Genomic DNA, 23,256 nt, shown 5'->3' on the forward strand with positions numbered 1-23,256 from the left:
GATCGCACTCCAGCCATCCCCGGACCGACACGTATACAGCCATTACTTCACTCGCCGCTTCAGGTAGTCCATGGCCCATCCGATGAAGCCGTCATCATTGTCCACCACACATGGCCAGCGTCCACATATCGCCGCCACGACGGTATCCGCCACTTCTATCGTCCGATAGTCGACGACAAAAGCGTTCCATCTCCCGATGAGCCCCTCCACGAGGGCGAGTTCATCCGGCTCACCCTCCCTCTCCAACTCCCCCTCCACGTCCGGTTCGATCCAGGCAATGGACCCTGCGTACGACGCAGCGATCCGACCGTCCCGGAAGTCGGTACTGATCCCGTGAGCGAGCAGCCGATCCTGAATCTCTTCTATGACCACATCGTGCGGTACGTACACGATCAAAGAATTCATGGCTTGACCGCGGCCAACAGATCATCCATCGATGGGACACCGATAGCGCCGCGACCATTCACTTCTTTGACGACGCTCGGCCTCAGTTTTGGCCCATAAACAATCACCGGCTTGTCCGTACCCTCCTGGGTTCGCGTCACCTGGGCTCCGGCCCCCTTTCCTGGCCCTGCCTTCACCTGGATAACAGCGTTCTTGAGCTCAACGTCGAAGTCGGTCAATGTGGATCCATCAGGCCGGTTAACCGGGACATTGACGTCGTCAACCAGGCCAGGGTACTTCGCCTCAATCTCATTGGCGACGTCACCCACAAGCGGATCGTCCGACGTAAAGGTTCTCGGCCCGCTGGAAGACCCGGACGATTCGCCGCCGACCTCCGAGAACGCCTTCCCCAGCCCGTCGTTGATGCGCCCGATCCCGTCCCCCGCGCCGACCGCTCCCGTGCCGATCAGGGCTGCGCCGCCCGCGGCGATGGGGGCGCCGCCGATGCAGCCGACGCCGGTGAGACAGAGGGCGCCGCCGCCGACGACGGCGTCTCCGCCGAGGCCCATGAGGAACAGGCTTCCGGCGGTTTCCGCGGAGCCCCACCAGACGTCGGGCTGGGAGAAGATCGCGGAGCCGTAGTCGACGACGGTGTTCGCGGTGTTCGACAGCCAGCCCCAGTGGGAGCCGCCGCCGCTCTTCTTGCCGCTGCTCGTCCTGCCGGTGCTGCTCGTGCTGGCCGTACCGCCGCCGGAGGGGACCACACCGGTGGTGTCAGCTGTGCCGTCCGCCTTCTCGGCGTAGCAGTAGATGGCGGGGTCGCTGCGCTTGTCGCCTTCGTGGCCGCACTTGAGGCCGCCGCACGGATCGGTGCCGGCCGGGTCGGCGAGGGTGGCGGGGTTGTTGTTGCCGTAGGTGTAGCCGTTGAGGAACTGCTGCTCGGCCAGGTTGAGGAGTGGGTCGACGCTGATGAACCGTCCGGTGGACGGGTCGTATTCGCGGGCGCCGAGGTGGGTGAGGCCGGTGCCGGGGGAGAAGCCTGGCAGGGGAGCTTCCATCAAAGTCCAAGGGAACTGCCAAGACCCCACGATCAGTCAGCCACGTCCGGGCAAAAAGAACTGATCGTTCACTTCGATGACAGACACCGGCCATGGCGTCCTACTTGATGACGATCTCGGCCAACTGCAGGCGGAACTTGGCGGCTTCGTCGGAGGCGGGGGTGCCGAGCCTGGTCGCCGTCAGGCGCAGGTAGCGGCCGGTGGTGGAGGTGAGGGTGTAGGTCTGGGCGGCTCCGCTCGGGTTGGCCTGGCCGGTGACGGTGCGGGCGGTGGTGTAGGTGCTGGATCCCTCGGGGCGGGTCTGCATCGTGAAGTCGACGGGGAAGTTCGCCGACCCGCCGCCGGCTCCGGCGGCGTCGGTGCGCGGGTGGAGGGTGACGGAGCCGATGGACCGGTCGGCGCCGAGGTCGACCTCGATCCATACGGGGGTGGCGCTGACGTCGGCGGCGGGGAAGTCGATGCTGGTGAAGCCCTTGGCGCCGGTGACGCTGGTGGTGGTGCCCTCCAGGAGCCGGGTCTTGCCCCAGTCGCCGTTCTCCAGCGTGTAGTTGGCCTTCACGGCCGTCGCGGCGGTCGGCACGGTGAGTTCGGCGAGCTGCAGGCGGAACTTGGTGGACTCGTCGGACGCGGGTGCGCCGAGCCTGGTGGCCTGAAGGCGGACGTGGCGGGAGGTGGTGGTCTTGAAGCCGTACGTCTGCACCAGCCCTTGGGGGTTGGCCTGGCCGGTGACGGTGCGGACGGTGGTGTAGGTGCTGGATCCGTCGGGACGGGTCTGGATCGTGAAGTCGACCGGGAAGCCCGCCGTGCCCCCGCCCGCCGCAGACGTGTCGGTGCGGGGGAAGAGGCGTACGGCGTCGAGGTCCGTGTCGGCGCCGAGGTCGACCTCGACCCAGACGGGGTTCGCGCTGATGTCGGCGGAGGTGAACTCGTTACTGGTGTATCCCCTGGCCCCGCTCACGCTGGTGAGCTTGCCGTCGGTGAGCCGGTTCCTGCCCCAACTGCTGTTCTCCAGGCTGTTGTTGCTGGTCACCGACCGGCCCAGGGCCAGGTTGTCGAGGCGGCCGGCGCCCGTCGCCGCGAACGTCCACGTGCCCGGCTGGACCTTGAAGTAGACGTACGAGGCGTCCTTGCCGTCGTAGGTCAGACCGCTGACGCTGCCCGTTGAGGCGCCGCCGGTGAAGACGGTGGTGCCGTTCGCCTTGACGACGGGCTGGAAGCCACCGTAGGTGGGCACGCCCACCCGGGCGGTCGTCCCGCTCGGCGAGGTGAGCGTCAGGGTCACCTGCGTGCCGTCGCGGGTGATGCCGAAGCGGATGTCGCCCCGGACGGTGGGCACCACGGTGTTGATCTTCGTGAGGGTGCCGGTCTGCGGGATGGCCTCGTACGTCTCCCAGCCCGCCGTGGTGGGGCGGACACCCGCGGCGTAGGCGGACAGGGCGTACAGCGGGCCGCCGTTCCAGGCGTGGTTGTCGGTGCCTTCCGACTTGACCCAGACCTCCCACAGGGTGTGGCAGGCGGGGTCGGCGACCTGGGCGGCGAAGCGGTTGCGCATCCGCTCCTCGGCGACCGTGGCCGCGCCCATCAGATACAGCGCCTCCAGGACGTAGAACTCCAGGTAGGGGCTGGCGTTGAGGTGGGTGCGCAGCACCTCCGTCACGGCCCGGTGGCGGGAGGCGGGGGCCAGGCCGGCGACGACGGCGAGGGCGTTGGCCCGGTCGTCGGTGTCGCCGGTGTAGGCGGGAGAGCGGTACTCGTTCTTCGTGGAGTTCCACAGCAGGGTGTCGAAGTTGGCCTTGATGCTGTCGCGCTGGGCCTGCCATCCGGCGACGTCGCCGGTGTTGCCGCTGAGGGCGGCGAGCTTGGCGGCGGTGTCCAGGGCCAGGTAGTACCAGCAGTTGTTCAGGACCCGGGCGTCGATGTTGCTGCCCCAGTCCTGCCAGTCCCAGTCGCCGCTGCGGTGGGCCACGAGACCGTCGCTGCCCAGGCTCCACAGGTCCAGGTACTTCTTCACCGCCGGGTAGGCGCCGGTGACCGCGCTCGTGTCGCCGGTGTAGAGGTGGAACGTCCAGAACGACCACACCGAGGCGAGCATCTGGTTGGGCAGCTCGGCGGTCCAGATGGTCGAGGGCATCGGGGAATACAGCACGCCCCCGGACTCCTGCCAGGACGCCAGTTGCGAGATGGCCTTCTTGCCCAGGTCGTACGACCTGGTGTCGAAGGTGTAGAAACCTTCCTTCAGCTGGTTGACCACGTCGCCCCACCACTGGGCGCGTTCGCGGGTCGGGCAGTCCATGTAGTTGTCCCGGATGTTGACGTACATGGTGCGCGCGGCCTTGGTCCACACGGTGTCGAAGAGGGCGTCGTCGCTGGTGAACGACCCGGCGAAGTCGGTGTCGTACCCGCTCTCCCGGTACTTGAGCTCGACGACGGTCACGCCCGCCGGGATGGTGTACCGCACGGCGGTGCCGCTCATCCACGACAGCGCCTCGAACTCCTGGACCCCGCCGGTGCAGACGTAGGTGGCACGGACGTTGAAGATGGTCTTCTGGTCGATGCCGACCAGGCCCTTGCCGTCGTCGTAGTGGTCGGTCTGGATACCGATCACGGCCCCGGCCGGGGCGTCGACCTTCAGATACGGCGTGACCTGGATGTTGGACGGCAGGGTGGCCGAGATGGCGGTGGAGCCCTGGCCGGTGGCCGGCAGCGAGGCAGCGTTGGTGTAGGCCTTCAGGCCGGAGTAGCGGAACTGCGGGATCGGCCGCTCGACGAGGCCGTTCCAGGGAGCGACGCCGGCGGCGCCGAAGTCGGTGGGCGCGGTCCAGGCGCTGTCGTCGAAGCCGGATGACTGCCAGCCGGCCATGGCGGTGGCGTTGCGGGCGTCGTAGTAGACGTTCGATTCCGGCAGCCGGAAGTTGACCTGGGCGCCGCTGGTGTTGTTCGAGTAGCCCGGGTGGACCGTGTGCTTCCAGCCGGTGTCGCTGACGATCCGGGTGGTGGTCGAACCGGTCTGGATGTCCGACTGGAACAGCAGTCCGCCCCTACCACTGCTGCTGTGCGAGAAGCCCTGCTTGCCGAAGTACTGCACCAGCAGTGCCACCGTGTTGGTGCCGCTGGTCAGGTACGGGGCGAGGTCGATCTCGTCGTAGTAGGTGTCCGTGCGGTTCGGCCCGCGCTTGAGGCCGCCTTCGAAGACCACGAGGGTGCCGTTGACCCACAGCCAGTACTTCGAGTCGGCCGCGATCTGGGTGACGGCCTCCGAGGGTACGGAGCCCAGGGTGAACGATCTACGGAAGGCCACCCACTGGTTCGCCGAACTGGAGGGTGCCCAGATCCACTTGGCGGTCCACGAGACCGCCGCGGAGGCCGCCGGCGCAAGCCCGGGCAGCACCAGGGCACCCAACGTCGGGGCCAGCGCCACGGCTATGGCCGAGCGCAGAGCGGACCGGCGCGTTACATCGAGCATCGCGGGCTCCTAGGGAGATGTGCGGAAGGGCGGCAGAGGCGTCGGGCAGCCCGGAGCCGGGCAGCCGAAAGGAAGCGGAACAGTCGGCTCCGAGGTTTTGAAACGTTTCAGTCGAGTGTTTGCAGGCGAGATCTTTGTCCTGTTCGCAGCGCCGTGTCAATGGTCGTGCAGTGGGTCGTTCTCGCGAACGACCCGAGTGCGTCAGCGAGTCTTCGCAGTTCGAGAGGGTGGAACACCCAAAACCTCCGCACCCTGAGCGGGTACGGGCATGCGCGCCCGGAGCAAACTGGTCAGTTCCATTGACCTGCTCTCGACCGACATCTATCTTCTGCTCGACCTTGCGAACGACGTTCGATTTTTCGAACCGTAACTCCTCGGCCGCTGCCCGGCATTGCGCCGAGTCCGGGCCCCGCTCTCGACCCCACCCGCACCTGATCACGGCACCCCGAAAAAGACAGGAACCCATATGCCCGCGGTTCTCGGTCGGCTGACGGCGATATTCGTCGCCGCCTGCCTGCTCTTCTCAGCCCAAGTCGTGACCACACCTCAGCGGGCCGCCGCCGCGGACCCGGGTTACCTGATGACGCACTTCATCGGGGAGGGGTCGACCGGTCAGCAGATGTACTTCTCGTACAGCGCGGACGGTCTGAACTGGACCGATCTCAACGGCGGCGGGATGACCCTGCGTTCGACCGTGGGCACGCGTGGGGTGCGCGACCCCGCGCTGGTGCGCTCACCGGACGGCAGCAAGTACTGGATCGTCGCGACCGACCTGTGCATCGACTGCGGGCAGACGTGGAGTCAGTCCATCAACAACGGCAGCCGCAACCTGGTGGTCTGGGAGTCGAGTGACCTGGTCACCTGGTCGGCGCCGTGGCTGCTCAACGTCGCCGGGGCCATCCCCGACGGGCGCAACGCCTGGGCCCCGGAGGCGATCTGGGATCCGGCCGGCAACAACTACGTCCTGTACTGGGCGACGAACACGCCCCTCAACGGCGTGACGAAGCACCGCATCCACTACGCCCGCACCACGGACTTCCGCACCATCACCACCCCGCAGATCTACATCGAGCGCCCCGGCTCCCAGGAAATCATCGACACCCAGATCGTCGAGGTCCCCTCCGGCGTCGGCAACTACCGCTACGTACGGGCCTCCGGCGACGGTCAGATCACCCTCGAAGGCAGCAACTCGATCCTCGGCACCTGGACCGGTCTCGGCAACCTCTCCGGCATCGGGCTGACCGGTTCCCAGGTCGAGGGTCCGATGTGGATGAAGTTCAGGGACCGCAACGAGTGGACCCTCTACCTCGACCAGTACGCGGCCGGGAAGGGATACATGCCGGTCACGACGACCAACCCGTCCGCCTCCGGCACCTACAAGCTCCCCACGTCGGGCACCTACTCCCTGGGCGGCACCAAGAAGCGCCACGGCTCGATCCTGAACCTGACGGCCGCCGAGGACGCCCGCATCCAGGCCCGCTGGGTGAACACCCCGGCCAGGCGGCTGCAGTCCTTCAACTTCCAGGACCGCTACGTGCGGCACGCCAACTTCGACGTACGCATCGACCAGAACGTCACCAACGAGGACGCCCGGTTCCGGCCGCGCCCCGGCCTGGCCGGCTCCGGCACCGTCTCCTTCGAGTCGGTCAACTTCCCCGGCCACTACCTGCGGCACGACGGATCCGACTTCCAGCTCGTGTACAACGACGGCACCGCCCAGTTCGCCGCGGACGCCACCTTCCGCCAGGTCGCCGGACTCGCCGACGCCACCTGGTCCTCCTTCCAGTCGTACAACCACCCCGACCGCTACATCCGCCACTACGCGTACCAGCTGAAGCTCGAAACGGTCACCACCGCGACGGGGCGCAGCGACGCCACCTTCCGACTGACGAGCTGACGAGCTGACGAGCTGAGAGCCCGGCCGGGGTCCGGCCGGGCTCTCTCGTGGTGGGTGGGCAGGGGTCACATCCGGGAGTAGCTCCGGGCGGTGATCGTGTCGAAGGGGAGCCAGAGGACGGGGGCCGCGGTCGGCGGGCTGCCGGGGGTCTCCTGGAGGGTGCCCAGGTCCGTGGCGTTGAGAGCCTGTCGGTAGATGCGGACCTCGTCGAGAGAACCGGTCAGGGGCTGGGTGCCGTCGGGCTTGCCGCCCAGGCGGAACCCGTCCACCGCGAAGGTGTCCGTGGCGGTCAGGGCGCCGTCACCGAGGTTGGCTGTGGCGGTCGAAGAGGCCACGTTGTCCACCGCGATCGTCAGGGAGTCGCCGGAGCGGACCAGGGTCACGTGGTGCCACGCGTTGTCCCCGAAGGCGGCCCGGCTGTCGTTGACGTCCCGGGCCAGGACGCGGGCTCCGGAGGCACCGGTTTCGATGTCGGCGTAGATGCCGTCGTTCGCCGGGCTGGCGCGGAGCCAGACCTGGCGCTCCGTGCTGCCGGCGCCGTAGGCCCACAGGAGTACCTGATCCGACGCGGTCGCCGTCGCGGCGTACTTGAACCACAGCGAGAGGGTGAAGTCGGAGGTCTCGCCCTGGCGGCGCGGTTGCGTCGAGGGAGCCACCGCCTCGGGTGCCAGCGCGAGGCTGGGGCTGTACGGCACCAGGGCCGCGGTTCCGAGCTCACCGTCCAGACGCAGCCCGGTGCCGAGCTCGCCGGCGGTGTCGATGCTCCCGCCGTTCAGCACGTAGGCGTTGTTGCACCAGCCGGAGTGATCAGGGGTCGCGGGGGTGGTCTCGGGGGCGGCCCGGTTCGCCGGGATCACGTACGTGTACTTGATGTCGAAGCTCCAGCGCACCGACATACCCGACGTCGGGGAATTCGCTGCGCCCGTGGCGACCGCACTGCGTTCGTCGGCGCTGAGTGCGTGGTCGTAGAGGCGGAACTCGTCGAGGTCACCGTCGAGGATCTTGGTGCCGTCGGGCTTGGACCCCAGTCTGACGCCGGTGACACCGCTTGCCTTGGCGGCGGTGAGGGAACCGCTCAGAGCGCCGGAGGCGGTCGCCGACGCCTGGAGGACAGGCGTGTCCCCGCCCCAGACGTCGAGCTGAACGGCACTGCCGTGCCGTTGCAGCATGAGCAGATGCCACTGTCCGTCGCCGAAGTCCTGTCCGTCGGCGTCGGTCTCCACTGTCACAGGGGAGCCCGTGTCCGACTGGACCGCGGCCCGCAGCGTCGTTTTCCCGTCGCCCTTGTACATCGCCTGGACCCAGACCTGTGCCGGTGTCGTCGCGGTGGGCCCGTAAGCCCACAGAAGGGCGCGCTGGCTGGTGCCCGCGGCGGAGCCGGAGAACCTGAACCACATCGCGTAGGTGAAATCGCGATCGGCGACGTCCAGCGCCGGTGTGAGCTCCGAGGTGACGCCGGGAAGTGCGGAACTCACCGAGAGCGCTTCGCTGAACCTGCCACTCGTTGTGTCCCGGGGGCCCAGGAGGGTGCCGTCCGTGCAGTTACCGGACTCGTCGTCGGTCCCCCCGATGTTCGTGGTGCTCACCGCGGTGGTCCGGTCGAGGGCCTGGAAGGGCAGCCGCAGCACGAGGTTGTCGTTGGCGGCGGCGTCCGCCGCCGGGTCGGTGGACCCGCTCACCTTGTCGCGGCTGGTGCCGGGGCCGGCCAGCGAGGCCCGCTGTACGGAGGTCAGCGCACCGCGGTACAGGCGGAACTCGTCGATCTTCCCTACGAAGGGGCTGGAGGCGTCGACGGGCCTGGCGCCGATCCGGATACCGGCGACGCCGCCGGTGGGGGCGCTGGAGACATCACCGGTGACGGCACCGGTCGGCACCCCGACGGGACCGTTGTCGACCTGGACGTCGAGCCGGCTTCCGGTCCGGGTGACGGTGACGAAGTGCCAGGCGTTGTCGCCGAACGCGCAGGCGCACGCCGAACTGTCCTTGAGTGTCGCGCGGGCCTGGGCGGTGCCGCTGCTCTGTGCCCAGGCGTACAACTGGTTGGTGTTCCGCTGGGTTCTGAGCCAGACCTGCGGTTCCGTGGTTCCGGTGCCGTTCGACCAGAACAGGATGTGGTCGGGCTCCGTGGCGGGGTCCTGCGCCTGGTACTTGAACCACATCGAGTAGGTGAAGTCACCTGTCCCCGTGCGCAGCGACCGGGCGTACGGAACCTCGGCGTAGCCGCCCGCGGTGAGGGCGAGGTTGTTGTTGTTCCTGGTGGTGTCGCCCGTCTGACGGAGCGGGTCGGTGCTGCTCAGAGCCGCCGCGGTGGAGCTGAGGTAGCCGTCGTTCGCCTGCGGGGAGGCGTCCGGAGTGGTGGCGTCGAGGGCGGGGACCGCCTGTGTCGACGTACTCGCGGGCGGTGACGCGTTGCAACCGGTGGCGAGCTGGCCCTGGGAGAAGCGGGTGAAGCGGATCTCGTTGGCGGAGTAGTTCGCCCCGGACTCGTAGAGCAGGCCGATCTCGTTGTCCGCCATCAGGGCCAGGTCGGAGTAGCCCGCCCGGTCGGGGGCGGTGCTGACCACCTTCACGGCCTCCCACTTGTCTTCGCAGTGCGACCAGATGGTCATCGCGGTCTTCGCGGGCAGGTTGGCCGGGGCGGACAGCAGGACTTCCTCCTTCAGGTTCTTGGAGGCGTCCGCCTGCTGCACCGTCAGGAGCGAGCCCTGGATGTCGCCGGGCGACGGCACGTCACCATCGGCGAACTTGACCTTCAGGGCCCCTTCGCTCGGGGGCATTCCCTGGGTGGTGAAGCTGAGCCTGTGCTCACCGGCGACGCCTTCGTTGCGGGCCGCCAGAAAGACCTCGCCGCCTGCCACCTCGGTCACGCTCACCTCGGAGGGCTTCACACCGGCCGAGTTCAGGCCCTCGGCCGGCGCGGCTTTCCACTCCGGGGCCGTGGCACCCGGGTCGAGGTAGAGGTAGCCGCCGTAGACGTTGTCCCCGGACTGCTGGTGGGCCCCTACGACGAGGCGGCCCTTGTGCGCCCCTTGGGTGAGCTGCACACCGTGGCCGGGGCCGGTCGCGAACCAGCGCGGAACGATGGGAGAGGGGGCGAGGCTGAGGTTCAGCGCGGTGGGAGCGCTCCAGGTGAGCCCGTCGTCCCTGCTCTCCTGCACCCAGGGGATCCGGGGAAAGCTGTGGTTGACCGGGTTGGAGGTGGAGAGCAGGTAGATACGGTCGTTGACCTCGTCGACCACGGGCGCGGGATTGGTCCGGGTGACCGGCGATCCGGCTTCGGTGCCGGCCGGGACCGTGCCGGTTCCATAGGCCCCGGGCGCGGTGTCGCCGGCGGCGACGACCTTGACCGGTCCCCAGGTGCGGCCGTCGTTGGTGGAGCGCCGCACGACGATGTCGCTGTCGCCGCGGTCGCCGCAGGACTGCGTCTTGCGGCCCTCGGCGAAGGCGAGGAGCGAGCCGTCTCCCGTACGGACCAGCGCGGGTATTCGGTAGCAGCCGTAGCCGCCCGTTCCGGCCTGGAAGAGGATCTGCTGCGGCATGTTGCCGATGGAGGAGATTTTCGTGGAGTCGGCGACACCGGCCGCCACGGCCTGGGGCACCACGCCGGGACTTGCCGCCAGGCCGAGAGCGAGGCCGAAGGAGAGGAGAGCGGATCGCCACCGTGGTCGACCCCGGCGGGGCTCGGCGAGGGCCGGATGGACGGCCGGACGGGCGGCCGGATCCGCTGGGTTTCCTGAGATCCTTTTCACCGCGCAAGCGTACTGATTTATTAGTACTCCAGTGCGACTTCGCGATGTGGATGGCCAAGCCACAGGTAGGTCGTCCCTGGTGAACCCCCGCCACCAGGGGACTCACTGCCGGGGCTTTCTCGCCCCGCGGACGTCCGGGGAATGGGCCTAGGCTGTTGCCAGGGCCCGAGAAAACAGGGGAAACAAGGGATCATGGTGATTGGGGACAAGCCCATGTCCGGACGGCCCCGGCCGTCGATGGCGGATGTCGCCCGTCACGCCGGTGTCGCGCCGCAGACGGTTTCGCGTGTGTCCAACGGTCACACCAACGTCGACCCGGCGACCAGGCAGCGGGTCGTCGAGTCGATGCAGGCACTGGGCTACCGGCCGAACGGGGCCGCACGCGCGCTCAAAAGCGGGCGGTTCAACACGATCGGTGTCATCACCTTCACGCTCAAGACGTTCGGCAACACGCGCACACTCGACGCCATCGCCAAGGAAGCCGCACGCGCCAAGTACGCCGTCACCCTCATCCCCGTGTCCGACCCGACCATGGGCAGGGTCTCCGGTGCCTACGACCGGCTCAGCGAGGCAGCCGTCGACGGAGTGATCCTCGTCTTCGAGGCCCACCTCCTGGACGACGCGGAGTTCAGCCTCCCACCAGGGGTTCCGATGGTGGTCGTCGACTCCGACACCGGCCCCGGTTACACGGTGGTCGACACCGATCAGGCCCAGGGCGCCCGGCAGGCGACGGAACATCTGCTGGAACTCGGCCACCAGCAGGTGTGGCACATCGCCGGCCCCCCGACCTCGTTCTCCGCCGCCCATCGGGTCGAGTCCTGGCGGCGCACCCTGCAGAACGCCGGCGTCGTCCCGCCCCCGGTGCTGTACGGCGACTGGACCACCCGTTCCGGATATCAGCACGGGTTGGCTCTGGGGCGACGCCCGGAGGTCACGGCGATCTTCGCGGCGAACGACCATATGGCGCTCGGTGTCATGCGTGCCCTGCACGAGCTCGGCCGCCGGATCCCCGACGACGTCAGCGTGGTGGGGTTCGACGACATGGAGGAGACCCATGCCTTCTGGCCACCGCTGACCACCGTGCGGCAGGACTTCGCCGCGGTCGGCCGGCTCAGCCTTCAGAAGCTGCTGAGCAAGATCGGCCGTACCGGTCCCGACGTGATCGACAAGACCCTGGTCCCGACCCGGCTGGTGGTCCGCGCGAGCACGGGAGCGCCGCCGCCCTCGCCGGGAGGCGAAGAGCGGCGGCGCTGACCGGCACGGGCCCGGCGCAGGTACGCGCCGAGCCCGTGCGGTGTGGATCACTGACTGACTGGCTTACTGGCTCAGCCATCGACTGGCTGACTGGTTCGCTGGCTGACTGGCTCAGCCATCAACTGACTGACTGGTCCACTGGCTCAGCCATCGACCGGAACAGGTCCCGCGTCAGCTCCTGGTCCACTGCTGGTTGCTGCTTCCGTTGCAGAGCCAGACATCGACCGCCGTGCCGTTGCCGGTGCCGCCTCCGGCTGCGTCCAGGCAGAGCGCCGGGTTCGCGACGCTGGTCACGGTGAGGTCCGCGTTCACGTTCCACTGCTGTGCCGCCGCCCCGGTGCAGGCGGAGATGACGACGGGGTCTCCCGCCGTGGATCCGGTGCCTCCCACCGTCATGCACTTGTTGCCGTAGACGGTGACCTGCTTGTCCGCGTCCCAGTTCCAGATCTGGTTGCCGCCGGAGTTGCAGTCCCAGAGGTCGAGCTGGGTGCCGTCGGTCGTGCTGAAGCCGGGTACGTCGACGCAGCGGTCGGAACCGACTCCGCGCAGGACCTCGCCGGGAGGCGCGGGCGGCAGGTCGTTGACGGGCGGGGTCTTGCCGAAGCCGTAGCCCCAGCGCAGCAGGGCGACGCCGGTGGCGCTGTTGTCCACCAGGTTGCCCTCGGCGTCCAGCGACTCGATCGAGTAGGCGTCGTCGAACCTCAGCCCCGGCCAGTAGACCAGGCCCATCCCCTTGCTGCGGGCGGTGTTGGCCACGGCCGCGAGGTACGAGGTGTAGATGTTGCCGTCCCACGCGCCGTAGTTCAGCCCGGTGGTCATCGGGGAGCCGGCCTCGTCGATGATGGTCCGGCCGGCGTACTTGCCGATCCGGGCCTCGAGGTCGGCGACCCAGTCCGCCTGCTGGGTGTGGTCGGCCCAGAAGCCGTAGAAGTGCAGCGACAGCAGCGTTCCGCGCAGTTCGCGGGCCGCGCCGACACCGGTGACGTTGTCGTTGTAGCCGGTACCGCTGATGACCACACGTCCGCGCGGGACGTCCTTGTGCCGGCCCAGCCAGCCGCTGGTGACGGACACCCACTCGTCCAGGGTGTAGCCGTGCGGCTCGTTCATCGGCTCGAAGTAGACCCGCGGGTTGTGCTTGTACTCCCGCACCACGGTGTTCCACATCTTCTGCCAGGCGGCCGTGTCGTCGACCAGCCCGTCCTTGCTGGTGTTGGCCTCCCAGTAGCTGACGATGACCTTGTCACCGGAGGCCGTGGCCGCGTCGATCGTCGCGCGGTACGACTTCCACCAAGTGGTGCCCACGGTCGCCGGGTTGATCGGCAGTCGCAGGGTGTTGGCGCCCAGGTTCTTCTTGAAGCCGCGCACCATGTGATTCGTGGTGCGGTACACCGTGCGGTAGTCGTCGGTCACCTTCAGCCCGCTGGGCACCACGGCGTCACTGGCGTAGTTGTCCCGCGGGTCTGCCCAGTTCACTCCCCGGAAGTCACTGGTACCGCCCTTCGACGCGGGCTTCGCCGGCGCGTACGAGGCGGCGGACGAGTCGGCAGCCGACTGCGCGAGGGCCGGGGCGGGGGCGGTCAGGAACATGAGTGTCGCGCCGAAGCCGGCCATGAGCACACTGGCCAGGCTTCTCGACCTCGTCGGGGTCTTGGTCATGTCGTCTCCAGTGACGGAAATCGCGGAGGGCGGAGTGCGGGTTCGTCACCTGAGCCGAGGCAGTGATGAACCAGGGTCCGGATACGGACACTTGGACCCATATAAACCGGCCATGGTTACGTAACCATGGCCGGACACTGGCACGACGCCCGCCCCGGTGACAAGACCCGTGACGCTTCCGAAACACGCCGGACCCTTTCGCTCCGCAACCACGTCGGGCCGGCGGCGGATGGCAACCACAGTCCGTGCACCCGAAATGGCAGTAACATGCAACTAACTATCCATGGAAGATAATTCTCCGGATGATGAGTGATGGCTGACGCTGACCTGAAGCTGCTGTACCGGGAGTTGGTCTCGATGGAGATCGAGCTGTGGGACGGCATCGAGGGGCGATTGCGGGCCGAGTACGACCTGCCGCTGACCTCGTTCGAGGTGCTGCATCTGCTGCAGCACCGGCCCGGGCGGCGGATCCAGGACATCGCGGAGGAGTTCTCGATCACGGTGGGCGGCACGAGCAAGGTCGTCGATCGCCTGGAGTCGGCGGGCCTGTGCGAGCGACGGGCCAATCCGAACGACCGCCGTTCCTCGATCGTCGAACTGACGCCCGAGGGTCGGAAGCTGGTGGACGGGGCGCTGAAGGTCTTCGAGGAGGAGCTGGAGCTGCGTATCGGGTCGGTGATTCCCGAGCAGTCCGTACGCGAGATGACCGCGCTCCTCAGCACACTGCGGGCAGCCGGCCACACCCTGGACGCGGAGCGGAAAGCCGCCGCGCAGCTGCCGAAGCGGCCCGGCCGCCGGACATCGTGAGCCTCAACGGCGCCACAGTGCCCGTGGGTTGACCAGCCAGGCCGGACGAACACAACCCCGACTCCGGCCCATCAGCCCATGATTCAGTCGGGCCCGAGGCCCAGTCGGCCTCGGGCACCACGGTTTCTAGCCCCAGAAGGCGTCTTCGGCGGCCGGGTCGGCGGAGAAGAGCCACATCTCGGTGATCCTGCCGTTCTCGATGCGCAGGAGGTCGACGCCGTCCATGCTCATCGACGCGTCGCCGCGGCGACCGGCGAAGTGGATGGTGGCGGTGACCAGGTCGCCGTTGGCCATGAGGGCGTGGATCTTGTCGATGGCGAAGGTGCCCTGACTGGCCTCCATCATGCTGCCGAGCATCTGGAAGACGGCACCCTGCCCCTTGTGCTCGCCGGAGAACCGGTTGGCGCCGGGCTGGTGCCAGACGATGTCGGCGTCGAGGAGTTCACCGAGAGCGGCCATGTCTCCGGTCTGGACGGCCTGGAAGTAGGTACGGGCGACGTCGATGTTCACGCTGGTCATGTCGTGCACTCCTCGGGTTCTTGTACGGGGGCGGTGGCGGCCGTTCGCCCAGCAAACCATTTAGATTCCATGGAATCAACTTCCAGAGATTATTGTTCCATGTGATGCAGATCTGGCGGAGGCGGATTCGACAGATGCGACAGAGAGGAAGCCCGTCATGGAACCGGTCGAGATCGAGGCGAAGACCCTGATCCAGAGGTCGAAGACCCCGTCGAACGACTACGTCATCAACCCCTACACCGGCTGCGTCCTGGGCTGCGCGTACTGCTTCGCCTCCTTCGCGGGGCGGCAGTTCGGCCGGTCGGCCAAGGAGTGGGGGGACTACCTGTACGTGAAGAAGAACGCCGTCGACCTGGCCCGCAAGGAGCTGGCCCGGATGCCCGAACACAAGCGCCACGGCACGATGCTGCTCAGCTCGGTCACCGATCCCTACCAGGGCCACGAGACGAAGTACCGGCTCACCCGCGGCATCCTGCGCGAGCTGAAGAGGGTCGAGTACCCGGGCCTGGTCCGCATCCTGACCAAGTCGCCGGTCGTCACCCGCGACATCGACCTGCTCACGAGCCTGCCCCGGGCGGAGGTCGGTATGACCGTGACGACCGCTGACGACAAGGTCAGCCGCTGGCTGGAGGTGCGCGCACCGCTCGCCTCCCGCCGGCTGCGCACCCTCACGGAACTACGCGAGGCCGGGATCCCCACCTTCGCCTTCGTCGGCCCGCTGCTGCCCCACTTCGCCGCCCAGCCCGACCTCCTGGACCACCTCTTCGGGCAGCTCGCCGAAGCGGGCATCACCGAGGTGTTCATGGAGCACATCAACCTCAAGCCGTACATCCGCGAGCGCATGGACCAGGTCCTCGCCGACGAGCCCGACGACGTGCGCGAGGCGTACGTACAGGCCCGCACCAAGGAGCACCGCGAGCGGCTCGACACGATCGTGGCCGGCCTGCTGGCCAAGCACGGACTGGGGCTCCGCTTCGACGAGGTCGTCCACCACGACGACAACGACGCCCTGCGCCAGAGGCTGGCCGGCCCGGCATGAGCGCGTCGCGTCGGCGGGAGGGTCAGGTGACGGCGCCCGGCTCGGGCTCGCGGTCGGGGACCGCCCGAGCCCAGGTGTCCATGGCGTCGAGGACGTCGCGCAGCCCCTCACCGAGAGGGGTGAGCCGGTATTCGACGCGTGGGGGGATCTCCGCGTAGGCGGTGCGGATGACGATGCCGTGGGTCTCGAACTGGCGCAGCCTGCTGGTCAGGGTGTGCGGGCTGATGCCGGGCAGGGCGTCGCGCAGCTCGGTGAAGCGGTGCGGGCCGCGCAGGAGCTCGCGCACGATCAAGGTGGCCCAGGGGCCGTTGAGCAGGACGAGGAACCGGGCGACACCGCACTCCGGGAGACATGGATCGGACATTTTTCGAGAGTAACCCATTAGTGCAGTTGATGTAACTGGTGCACTCCATGCACTAATAACTCCATGACCTACGTGATTCACGGCGCCACCGGCGCCCAGGGTGCCCCCGTCGTCTCCGCTCTCACCGCCGCGGGCAAGTCCGTGACCGCTGTGACCCGCAACGACCACGCCGTCGTGGACGGCGCACGCGTCGTGGCCGCCGCCTACTCCTCCCCCACCGACCTGACCGAGGCCTACCGCGGTGCCGCAGGGGTGTTCGTCCACCTGCCGATCGCCTCGGAAGAGGACCGCCAGATCTTCGCGGGCAACATTCTCACCGCCGTCCGTGCGGCCCGGCCGGCCCGCGTGGTGTTCTCCACCAGCGGTCTCCCCATAGATCCCGCCTTCGGCGGAGCCGCCGCGACACTGGCTGCCGGCCTGACCGACAGTGGCGTGTCCCATGCGGTGATCGCACCCGAGCTGTACCTGGAGAACCTGCTCATGCCCTACGTCATCGACTCGGTCCGTGAGCGCGGTGTGCTGCCCTACGCGATCCGGGCCGACTTCCCTGTCTCCTGGGCCTCCCACCTGGACGTCGCCGATGTCGCCGTCGCCCTGTTCGAGCACCCGGACGTCACCGGCGTGGTCTCCGTCGGCCAGTACCCGGCGATCACCGGGCCGGAGCTGGCCGAGGCGTTCGGCGCCCGGCTCGGCCGGGACGTGGTCTTCGAGCCGATCACCCCCGAGGAGATGCGCACCTCGATCGCACCTCTGATCGGGGACGGCCCGGCCGCTGATGTCGCCGGGGCCTACCAGGCGATGAGTACCATGCCGGGCCGCTCGATCACGCCGGAGACCTCCGCCCAGAAGCTGCTGGGCGTCACTCCCCGGACCGTGCATCAGTGGCTGGCCGACCTCGGCGTCTGACCGTCATCACCACCGGCTTCGGCCGAGTTCGGCCGAGTTCGACAGGCAGCACGTGGCAGGCCGCCCCCGGTCCCGGGGGCGGCCTGCCACGTCACCCGGTGGTGCGAGAGGGACCTCGGTGGTCACCGTGGCGCCCCGGCCGGACCGAGCAGCGATGTCGAGCAGCTCGCGTCCCGCGCCATGGCGTCGCGCATCGCTCGATCGACCATCTGCGGCTCAGCCGCGTGGCCCCGCGCCGTGCAGCAGTGTGTCGATGACGAGCGTGGCCAAGGCGTCGGGGTCCTGTGCCGTGGGGTCCTTGTCCGCGCCGGGCCGGTCGAGGGCTTCGCTGAGGAGTGCGTAGTACACCTGCCGCGTCCAGTCCAGGTCCGTGTCCGGCGCGAGCAGCCCCTCACGCTGCGCCCGGTCCATGAGTTCGACGGTGCGGGTGTCGATCTCCTCCCAGAGGGCGGCCGCGGCGGTGGTGTGGGGCGTGGAGTGGCTGAGGGTGAAGCGCCAGGTGTTCTTGACCCGCAGGACGTTCGCGGTCACCCGGAACAGCGCCACCAGAGCGGGAGCGGCATCAGGGCGGGCTTCCTCGATGGCGTCGACGAGCTGCTGCTTCGCGGAGACGGCGAGCGCTTCCAACAGTGCCTGCCGGTTCGCGAACCGGCGGTGCACGGTGATCCTCGTCAGCCCCGCCGCCTCGGCGATCTGCTCCATGGAGGCGCCGGCATCCTGGGCGAGAACCCGCTCGGCCGCCTCCAGAATCGCGCGCACACTGCGCTCGGCGTCTGCCCGCAGTGCTCGGCCCATGCCTGTCCCCTGTCTACTCGTTCGCTACCCGGCCCCTCGTAGAGGATACGTGAACGCTACGGGTATCCCATTAATTGATTCTTCAATGTTGTCATTTGGAAATTAGCTGATACTTTTATGAAACCGATAGGGGCTGACGCCTATCACAGTGGAGCTTTCCTTTGACAGACCGCGCCGTAGGCCGACGCCGTCGGGCTTTGTTCCTCTTGTTCTTTCTGCCGGGCATCGCCCTGTCGTCCTGGGTCACGCGCACCCCGGATGTCCGCGATCAACTGGGCCTGTCCACCGGACAGATGGGTCTGGTCCTGTTCGGTCTGTCCGTGGGTTCCATGATCGGCATCCTGTGTTCCGGCCGTTTCGTGTCCCGGCTCGGCACCCGGCCGGTCATCGTGCTCGGCGCCCTCCTGATCATCGCGGGCACGGTCGTCATCGGCGTGGGCGGTGCCGTGCGGTCCGCACCCCTGGTCGCCGCGGGACTGTCCCTGTTCGGCGCGGGCATGGGCGGGGGCGAGGTGGCGATCAACGTGGACGGCGCCGACGTGGAGCGCATCACCGGGACCGTGGTGCTGCCCACGCTGCACGGCTGCTTCAGCCTGGGCACGGTCATCGGGGGTTCGGCCGGAATGGCGGCCACCGCCGCCGCGATCCCCGTCCCCTGGCACATGGCCGTGGTCGCCCTGGTCGCCACGGGGATTCTGGTCCACGCCCTGCGTGCCGTTCCCTCGGGTACCGGCATCAGCGCCGCGCCGCCGACACCGGGTGCCGGTGCCGGTGCCGGTGCCGGTCCGGCGCAACGGTCCAGGCCTCAGGTGTGGAAGGACCGGAAGCTGCTGCTGATCGGCGCCATCGTGCTGGCCATGGCGCTGGCCGAGGGCGCCGCCAATGACTGGCTGCCGCTGCTCATGGTCGACGGCCACGGCCTCGACGCCACGATGGGCTCGCTCGTCTTCGTGGGGTTCGCGGCGGCGATGACGCTGGGACGCTTCAGCGGCGGGTTCTTCCTCAACCGTTTCGGGCGGGCCGCCGTCGTGCGCGCGAGCGCCGTCTCCGGTGCCGTCGGACTCCTCCTGGTCATCTTCTCCGACAACGTCGCCGTAGCCGCGACAGCCGTACTCTTCTGGGGACTCGGTGCCTCCCTCGGTTTCCCGGTGGCCCTGTCGGCGGCGGGCGACTCGGGCCCCGACCAGACGGCCCGCGTCTCACTGGTCGCCATCATCGGCTACGTCGCCTTCCTCGTGGGGCCCCCGGCCCTCGGGTTCCTGGGCGACCACTACGGGCTGCGCTCGGCCATGCTGGTGGTGCTGGTGTTCGTCGCCTCCGCCATCCTCATCGCTCCCGCCGCCGACACCCGTGACCGCGCCTCCACCACGCCGGACCTGGCCCCGCGCACGCCGTCCAGCACCGATCCCGCAGGGCAACAACACCAAGGAGACCGCTCATGAGCCCGCAGGAAGCGTCCGGCACGATCGCTGTCCTCCTCCCCCGCGACATCCCCCAGGCCGACCTCATCGCCTTCGCGCAGGAAGCGGACGACTACGGCTTCGGTGAACTGTGGGTCGTCGAAGACCTCGGTTACCGCGGTGGACTTGTCCAGGCCGCCACCGTGCTGGCCCGCACCCGCCGCATCCGCGTCGGAGTCGGCCTGCTGCCCGCCGCGGCCCGCAACGTCGCCTTCACCGCGATGGAGGTGGCCACGCTGGCGCAGCTTTACCCCGGCCGCCTGGACATCGCGGTCGGACACGGCATGCCCGACTGGATGCGCAGCGTCGGAGCCTGGCCCGCCAGTCCTCTGACACTGCTGGGCGAGTACATCCGCACGCTCAGGACGCTGCTGGCAGGCCGGACGGCCGACACGGACGGCCGTTACGTCAGGCTCGACGGAGTGCGCCTGGACCCGTCGGTGCTCCCCGAGGACGTCCCCGACGTCTTCGCCGGCGTTCGCGGGCCCAAGTCGCTCGCCCTCTCCGGTGAGGTGGCCGACGGAACCCTGCTCGCCGAGCCGGTGTCACCCGAGTACGTCCGCCAGGCCCTCACCAGCATCGATCCGCGGCGTCCGCACCGGATCACCGCGTACAACATCACCGTCGTCGACGACGACCCGCACGCCGCCCTCTCCGCGGCACGGCCCGCCCTGCAGCCCTTGGGCGATCCCGACTGGGCGCCCCACATCGTCCCCCTCGGCTTCCATGACGAGCTCGCCGCGCTGCGCCGCACCAGCAGGGACGCGCAGGAGTTCGCTCAGGCGATCCCCGAGGAGTGGGCGCACCGGCTGGCCCTGACGGGCACCCCCGACCAGGTCCGTACCCGCGTACAGGACCTCTTCGAGTCGGGCGTCACCACCGCCGTCCTCAGTACGGTCGGCCCCGACCACCGGTCCGCGCTCGCCGGCCTGGCCAAGGTCCTCTGACCTCTGGCGACGCCTGGGGGCGCGTACACACGCCGTCACCGCGCGCCTCCGCAGTGCCGCAGGTGCGCACCGCGGACAGCAACCAGCAGCCGTCCAGCGGCAGTTGAACGGACCCCGAGGAGATATCCGGGGTCTCACGAGCATCCGGCGAGCGCCTCGCCCCTCGTTCCGGGCTCACTCGCAGCCCTCGCGGAAGCCGGCGACGGCTCGCGTGTCCGGCAGCGCCGATCATCCCTTAACCCTCCGTAGGGGATACGTCCACGCTACGAATAACCCATTAAATGATGCTTCACTGTTGCTATTACTGGACTACCTGATACATTGATGAAACCGATTGGGGTTGCTGAAAACAGGCCCCTCACCGGCAACGCCCACGCGTTCCCATGAATCAGGAGCCCAGAATGACGACGACACGACCGGTGGCCCTCGTTACGGGTGCGTCCTCCGGCATCGGCAAGGCCGCCGCTCTCGCGCTGGTGGCGGCGGGCCACGACGTGGTCGGCACCAGCCGCGACACCGCGCACGTCACCCCGCTCACAGGCGTGACCTTCCTGGACCTCGACGTGACCAGCGACGCGTCGGTGACCGCCGCGGTCGGCGAGGTCATCGACCGGTTCGGGCGGATCGACGTCCTGGTCAACAACGCAGGCATCGGCGCGGCGGGCGCCGCCGAGGAGTCCTCCGCCGCGCAGGCGCAGGGTCTCTTCGACATCAACGTCTTCGGTGTCATCCGTATGACCAATGCCGTCCTGCCGCACATGCGCGCTCAGCGCAGCGGGCGCATCATCAACATCTCCTCCATCGTCGGTTTCATGCCGCAGCCCTACATGGCCGTCTACGCCGCCTCCAAGCACGCGGTCGAGGGCTACTCGGAGTCCGTCGACCACGAGGTCCGCGAGTACGGCGTACGGTCCCTGCTCGTCGAACCCGCCTGGACGAACACCGCGTTCGACGCGGCCAGCGTGCGGCCGGACCAGCCCCTGGAGATCTACGCCAAGCAGCGCCACGTCTTCGAGGAGTACATGGCCGGTGCGGTCAGGGACGGTGACGACCCCTCCGTCGTCGCCAAGGAGATCGTCGCGGCGGCGACCGGCGCCAAGCCGAAACTGCGCTACACCGCCGGTGCCATGACCGGACGCGTCCGCACCATGCGCCGCGTCGTCCCCACCCGCGTGTTCGACCAGCAGCTGCGCAAGCTCAACCACCTCCCCGCCTGACGCCCCTCGCCCCTCGCCCCTCGCCCCTCGCCCCTCGCCCCTCGCCCACCACAGAAAGCGAAGCCCGCCATGAGCACCTATCTGGCCGACACGGCCGAGAACCTCACCGTGGAAGGCCCCTCCGCGACCTTCACCTACCGCCGCATCGGCCGGCGCGGCGGTGTCCCGCTGGTCCTGCTGGGCCGGGTCCGGGGGACCATCGACTGGTGGGACCCGGAGCTTCTGGAGCACCTGGCCGCCGGCCATGACGTGATCGTGTTCGACAACGTCGGCACCGGCTACACCACCGGCACCCCGCGCGACTCCGTCGAGGGGCTCGCCGACGGCACCGTCGAGTTCGTCGAGGCCCTCGGCCTGGCCCAGGTGGACCTGCTCGGCTGGACCCTGGGCGGCACCGTCGCCCAGCACACCGCCCGCACCCGGCCCGACCTGGTCCGCAAGCTGGTCGTGGCCGCCGCCAACCCGGGCGGCACGGTGCCCGGCGCGCCCGACCCGGACCCCAAGGTGCGGGCCACCATGACCAAGCCCGAGGTCACCGGGGACGACCTGGTGTTCCTGTTCTTCCCCGAGACGGACACCGGACGCGCCGCCGGGTACGAGCACCTCGCCAGGGTGGCCACCCGGCTGGCCACCGGACGCCCCGACGTGTCCGAGGCAGCGGCCATGGGGCAGATCGCCGCGATCGGCAAGGACGCGGCGATCCCCTTCGACCAGGTACGGGCGGACCTGGAGTCCATCAAGCAGCCTGTCCTGTACGCGACCGGCATGCGGGACGCGATGATCCCCGCCCTCGCCTCGTACACCGCCGTCCAGCACCTCACCGACGCCACCCTCGTCGCCTACAGCGACGCCGGGCACGCCTTCCTCTTCCAGCACGCCAAGGACTTCGCCGCCCAGGTGACGGCCTTCCTCGCCGACTGAGCGACGCTGCGAAACCGTCAACCTAGGAGCTTCGTCGGGCAGTTGACCAGCGTCCCGGCACGCCGGGAGGTCACACCGCTGGAATTGTTCTTCGACCTGGTCTACGTCTTCGCGATCGGCCAGCTGTCGCACCAGCTGCTGGCCCACCCGACGTGGACCGGCGCCGCCCAGACGCTCGTGCTCCACCTCGCCGTCCAGGTGTGATCGCCGACCTCACCGTCGACGGGGCCGCCGACGCCCTGGTGCAGGCCGCGCTGGACCGCCGGGGCCGCGTCGACGTGCTGGTGAACAACGCCGGCATGACGTCCGTGGCCTCCGGCGGGGACGCGGGCGGCGACGTCGCCGAACTGTCTCTGGCCGACTGGGAAACGGCGCTGTCGCGCAACCTGACCACCGCGTTCCTGATGTGCAGGGCCGTGGTGCCGATCATGCGGGCGGCCCGGTACGGCCGTATCGTCTCGGTCGGCTCCACCACCGGCGCGGTCAGCGCGATGCCGGGGCAGGCCACGTCCACGGCGGCGAAGGCGAGGCTGTTGGGGCTGTCCCGGGCGCTCGCCCTTGAGGTGGTGGCGTACGGCGTCACCGTGAACGTCGTGGCCCCCGGCTATGTCGCGACCGGCTCCCAGCTGGAGTTCGAGGCAGCGGCCGCCGCTGCGGGCCCGATCGGACGCAGCGCCACACCGGACGAGATCGCGGCCTGCGTCATGTTCCTGGCGCACGAGTCGGCGTCGTTCGTCACCGGATCGGCGCTCGTGGCCGATGGCGGGCACGGGCTTCCCGAGACGTGGCCGCGACCGTGAGCCTCGTGTCCGGTGCCACA

General features: G+C 68.8%; 19 protein-coding genes. 11 read left to right on the top strand and 8 right to left on the bottom strand.

Annotated elements, in window-relative coordinates; all coding sequences use genetic code 11:
- Positions 1–42 precede the first annotated feature (42 nt).
- The 3 genes from ACH4TV_RS03700 to ACH4TV_RS03710 all read right to left on the bottom strand — a co-directional run bounded on the left by ACH4TV_RS03700 (position 43) and on the right by ACH4TV_RS03710 (position 4,905).
- Positions 43–390, bottom strand: a complete 348-nt coding sequence (locus ACH4TV_RS03700) for a hypothetical protein (protein WP_398393840.1) — start codon at positions 388–390, stop codon at positions 43–45.
- Between the two features lie 11 nt (positions 391–401).
- Positions 402–1,442, bottom strand: a complete 1,041-nt coding sequence (locus ACH4TV_RS03705) for an RHS repeat-associated core domain-containing protein (protein WP_398393842.1) — start codon at positions 1,440–1,442, stop codon at positions 402–404.
- A gap of 100 nt (positions 1,443–1,542) precedes the next feature.
- Positions 1,543–4,905, bottom strand: a complete 3,363-nt coding sequence (locus tag ACH4TV_RS03710; RefSeq protein ID WP_398393844.1) for a discoidin domain-containing protein — start codon at positions 4,903–4,905, stop codon at positions 1,543–1,545.
- A gap of 466 nt (positions 4,906–5,371) precedes the next feature.
- Here ACH4TV_RS03710 and ACH4TV_RS03715 point away from each other — a divergent pair, with 466 nt between their 5' ends.
- Positions 5,372–6,802, top strand: coding sequence for a glycoside hydrolase family 43 protein (locus tag ACH4TV_RS03715; protein ID WP_398393846.1), 1,431 nt, complete (start codon positions 5,372–5,374; stop codon positions 6,800–6,802).
- 65 nt (positions 6,803–6,867) lie between these two features.
- Here ACH4TV_RS03715 and ACH4TV_RS03720 read toward each other — a convergent pair whose 3' ends face one another.
- On the bottom strand, positions 6,868–10,551 hold the full coding sequence (locus ACH4TV_RS03720) for a LamG-like jellyroll fold domain-containing protein (protein ID WP_398393848.1): 3,684 nt from the start codon (positions 10,549–10,551) through the stop codon (positions 6,868–6,870).
- Between the two features lie 213 nt (positions 10,552–10,764).
- Here ACH4TV_RS03720 and ACH4TV_RS03725 point away from each other — a divergent pair, with 213 nt between their 5' ends.
- Positions 10,765–11,805 carry a LacI family DNA-binding transcriptional regulator gene (locus tag ACH4TV_RS03725; protein WP_398393850.1) on the top strand — a complete coding sequence of 347 codons (1,041 nt, stop codon included), beginning with the start codon at positions 10,765–10,767 and terminating at the stop codon, positions 11,803–11,805.
- Between the two features lie 171 nt (positions 11,806–11,976).
- Here ACH4TV_RS03725 and ACH4TV_RS03730 read toward each other — a convergent pair whose 3' ends face one another.
- Positions 11,977–13,461 carry a ricin-type beta-trefoil lectin domain protein gene (locus ACH4TV_RS03730; protein WP_398393852.1) on the bottom strand — a complete coding sequence of 495 codons (1,485 nt, stop codon included), beginning with the start codon at positions 13,459–13,461 and terminating at the stop codon, positions 11,977–11,979.
- A 312-nt stretch (positions 13,462–13,773) separates the two neighbouring features.
- On the opposite strand from ACH4TV_RS03730, the gene ACH4TV_RS03735 reads away from it, so the two are divergent.
- Positions 13,774–14,268 carry a MarR family winged helix-turn-helix transcriptional regulator gene (locus tag ACH4TV_RS03735; protein WP_398393854.1) on the top strand — a complete coding sequence of 165 codons (495 nt, stop codon included), beginning with the start codon at positions 13,774–13,776 and terminating at the stop codon, positions 14,266–14,268.
- A 126-nt stretch (positions 14,269–14,394) separates the two neighbouring features.
- Here the strand turns inward: ACH4TV_RS03735 and ACH4TV_RS03740 are convergent, their stop codons facing one another.
- The gene (locus ACH4TV_RS03740; RefSeq protein ID WP_398393856.1) at positions 14,395–14,787 is read right to left on the bottom strand and encodes a nuclear transport factor 2 family protein; all 393 of its coding nucleotides are present in this window, start codon (positions 14,785–14,787) and stop codon (positions 14,395–14,397) included.
- Positions 14,788–14,944: 157 nt separating this feature from the next.
- On the opposite strand from ACH4TV_RS03740, the gene ACH4TV_RS03745 reads away from it, so the two are divergent.
- Positions 14,945–15,826: an SPL family radical SAM protein gene (locus tag ACH4TV_RS03745; protein ID WP_398393858.1), complete on the top strand. Its 882-nt coding sequence runs from the start codon at positions 14,945–14,947 to the stop codon at positions 15,824–15,826.
- 22 nt (positions 15,827–15,848) lie between these two features.
- On the opposite strand, the gene ACH4TV_RS03750 is transcribed toward ACH4TV_RS03745, so the two are convergent.
- The gene (locus ACH4TV_RS03750) at positions 15,849–16,190 is read right to left on the bottom strand and encodes a winged helix-turn-helix transcriptional regulator (protein WP_398393860.1); all 342 of its coding nucleotides are present in this window, start codon (positions 16,188–16,190) and stop codon (positions 15,849–15,851) included.
- A gap of 63 nt (positions 16,191–16,253) precedes the next feature.
- Here ACH4TV_RS03750 and ACH4TV_RS03755 point away from each other — a divergent pair, with 63 nt between their 5' ends.
- Positions 16,254–17,096 carry an SDR family oxidoreductase gene (locus ACH4TV_RS03755; protein ID WP_398393862.1) on the top strand — a complete coding sequence of 281 codons (843 nt, stop codon included), beginning with the start codon at positions 16,254–16,256 and terminating at the stop codon, positions 17,094–17,096.
- Positions 17,097–17,312: 216 nt separating this feature from the next.
- Here ACH4TV_RS03755 and ACH4TV_RS03760 read toward each other — a convergent pair whose 3' ends face one another.
- Complete coding sequence (locus ACH4TV_RS03760; RefSeq protein WP_398393864.1) at positions 17,313–17,891, bottom strand: TetR/AcrR family transcriptional regulator; 579 nt, start codon at positions 17,889–17,891, stop codon at positions 17,313–17,315.
- 161 nt (positions 17,892–18,052) lie between these two features.
- On the opposite strand from ACH4TV_RS03760, the gene ACH4TV_RS03765 reads away from it, so the two are divergent.
- The 6 genes from ACH4TV_RS03765 (at position 18,053) to ACH4TV_RS03790 (ending at position 23,236) form a co-directional block, all read left to right on the top strand.
- Positions 18,053–19,333, top strand: coding sequence for an MFS transporter (locus ACH4TV_RS03765; RefSeq protein ID WP_398393866.1), 1,281 nt, complete (start codon positions 18,053–18,055; stop codon positions 19,331–19,333).
- On the top strand, positions 19,330–20,298 hold the full coding sequence (locus ACH4TV_RS03770; RefSeq protein WP_398393868.1) for an LLM class flavin-dependent oxidoreductase: 969 nt from the start codon (positions 19,330–19,332) through the stop codon (positions 20,296–20,298). The genes ACH4TV_RS03765 and ACH4TV_RS03770 overlap by 4 nt, the downstream gene beginning before the upstream one ends.
- Before the next feature lie 401 nt (positions 20,299–20,699).
- Positions 20,700–21,515, top strand: a complete 816-nt coding sequence (locus tag ACH4TV_RS03775) for an oxidoreductase (protein ID WP_398393870.1) — start codon at positions 20,700–20,702, stop codon at positions 21,513–21,515.
- A gap of 69 nt (positions 21,516–21,584) precedes the next feature.
- Complete coding sequence (locus ACH4TV_RS03780) at positions 21,585–22,436, top strand: alpha/beta fold hydrolase (RefSeq protein ID WP_398393872.1); 852 nt, start codon at positions 21,585–21,587, stop codon at positions 22,434–22,436.
- A 42-nt stretch (positions 22,437–22,478) separates the two neighbouring features.
- Positions 22,479–22,640, top strand: coding sequence for a low temperature requirement protein A (locus tag ACH4TV_RS03785; RefSeq protein WP_398393874.1), 162 nt, complete (start codon positions 22,479–22,481; stop codon positions 22,638–22,640).
- Positions 22,637–23,236: an SDR family NAD(P)-dependent oxidoreductase gene (locus ACH4TV_RS03790; protein ID WP_398393876.1), complete on the top strand. Its 600-nt coding sequence runs from the start codon at positions 22,637–22,639 to the stop codon at positions 23,234–23,236. Before ACH4TV_RS03785 ends, ACH4TV_RS03790 begins: the two co-directional genes overlap by 4 nt.
- Positions 23,237–23,256: the final 20 nt, after the last annotated feature.

It is taken from the genome of Streptomyces sp. NPDC020898 (genome assembly GCF_044333925.1).
In the GTDB taxonomy this organism is placed as follows: Bacteria; Actinomycetota; Actinomycetes; order Streptomycetales; family Streptomycetaceae; genus Streptomyces.

What these genes read in the sequence shown, in the direction of transcription:
- ACH4TV_RS03780 (WP_398393872.1), top strand. Translation starts at nt 21,585, where the DNA reads ATGAGCACCTATCTGGCCGACACGGCCGAGAACCTCACCGTGGAAGGC.
- ACH4TV_RS03705 (WP_398393842.1), bottom strand. Translation starts at nt 1,442, where the DNA reads ATGGAAGCTCCCCTGCCAGGCTTCTCCCCCGGCACCGGCCTCACCCAC.
- ACH4TV_RS03755 (WP_398393862.1), top strand. Translation starts at nt 16,254, where the DNA reads ATGACCTACGTGATTCACGGCGCCACCGGCGCCCAGGGTGCCCCCGTC.
- ACH4TV_RS03750 (WP_398393860.1), bottom strand. Translation starts at nt 16,190, where the DNA reads ATGTCCGATCCATGTCTCCCGGAGTGCGGTGTCGCCCGGTTCCTCGTC.
- ACH4TV_RS03760 (WP_398393864.1), bottom strand. Translation starts at nt 17,891, where the DNA reads ATGGGCCGAGCACTGCGGGCAGACGCCGAGCGCAGTGTGCGCGCGATT.
- ACH4TV_RS03745 (WP_398393858.1), top strand. Translation starts at nt 14,945, where the DNA reads ATGGAACCGGTCGAGATCGAGGCGAAGACCCTGATCCAGAGGTCGAAG.
- ACH4TV_RS03775 (WP_398393870.1), top strand. Translation starts at nt 20,700, where the DNA reads ATGACGACGACACGACCGGTGGCCCTCGTTACGGGTGCGTCCTCCGGC.
- ACH4TV_RS03770 (WP_398393868.1), top strand. Translation starts at nt 19,330, where the DNA reads ATGAGCCCGCAGGAAGCGTCCGGCACGATCGCTGTCCTCCTCCCCCGC.
- ACH4TV_RS03715 (WP_398393846.1), top strand. Translation starts at nt 5,372, where the DNA reads ATGCCCGCGGTTCTCGGTCGGCTGACGGCGATATTCGTCGCCGCCTGC.
- ACH4TV_RS03730 (WP_398393852.1), bottom strand. Translation starts at nt 13,461, where the DNA reads ATGACCAAGACCCCGACGAGGTCGAGAAGCCTGGCCAGTGTGCTCATG.
- ACH4TV_RS03725 (WP_398393850.1), top strand. Translation starts at nt 10,765, where the DNA reads ATGTCCGGACGGCCCCGGCCGTCGATGGCGGATGTCGCCCGTCACGCC.
- ACH4TV_RS03740 (WP_398393856.1), bottom strand. Translation starts at nt 14,787, where the DNA reads ATGACCAGCGTGAACATCGACGTCGCCCGTACCTACTTCCAGGCCGTC.
- ACH4TV_RS03710 (WP_398393844.1), bottom strand. Translation starts at nt 4,905, where the DNA reads ATGCTCGATGTAACGCGCCGGTCCGCTCTGCGCTCGGCCATAGCCGTG.
- ACH4TV_RS03735 (WP_398393854.1), top strand. Translation starts at nt 13,774, where the DNA reads ATGGCTGACGCTGACCTGAAGCTGCTGTACCGGGAGTTGGTCTCGATG.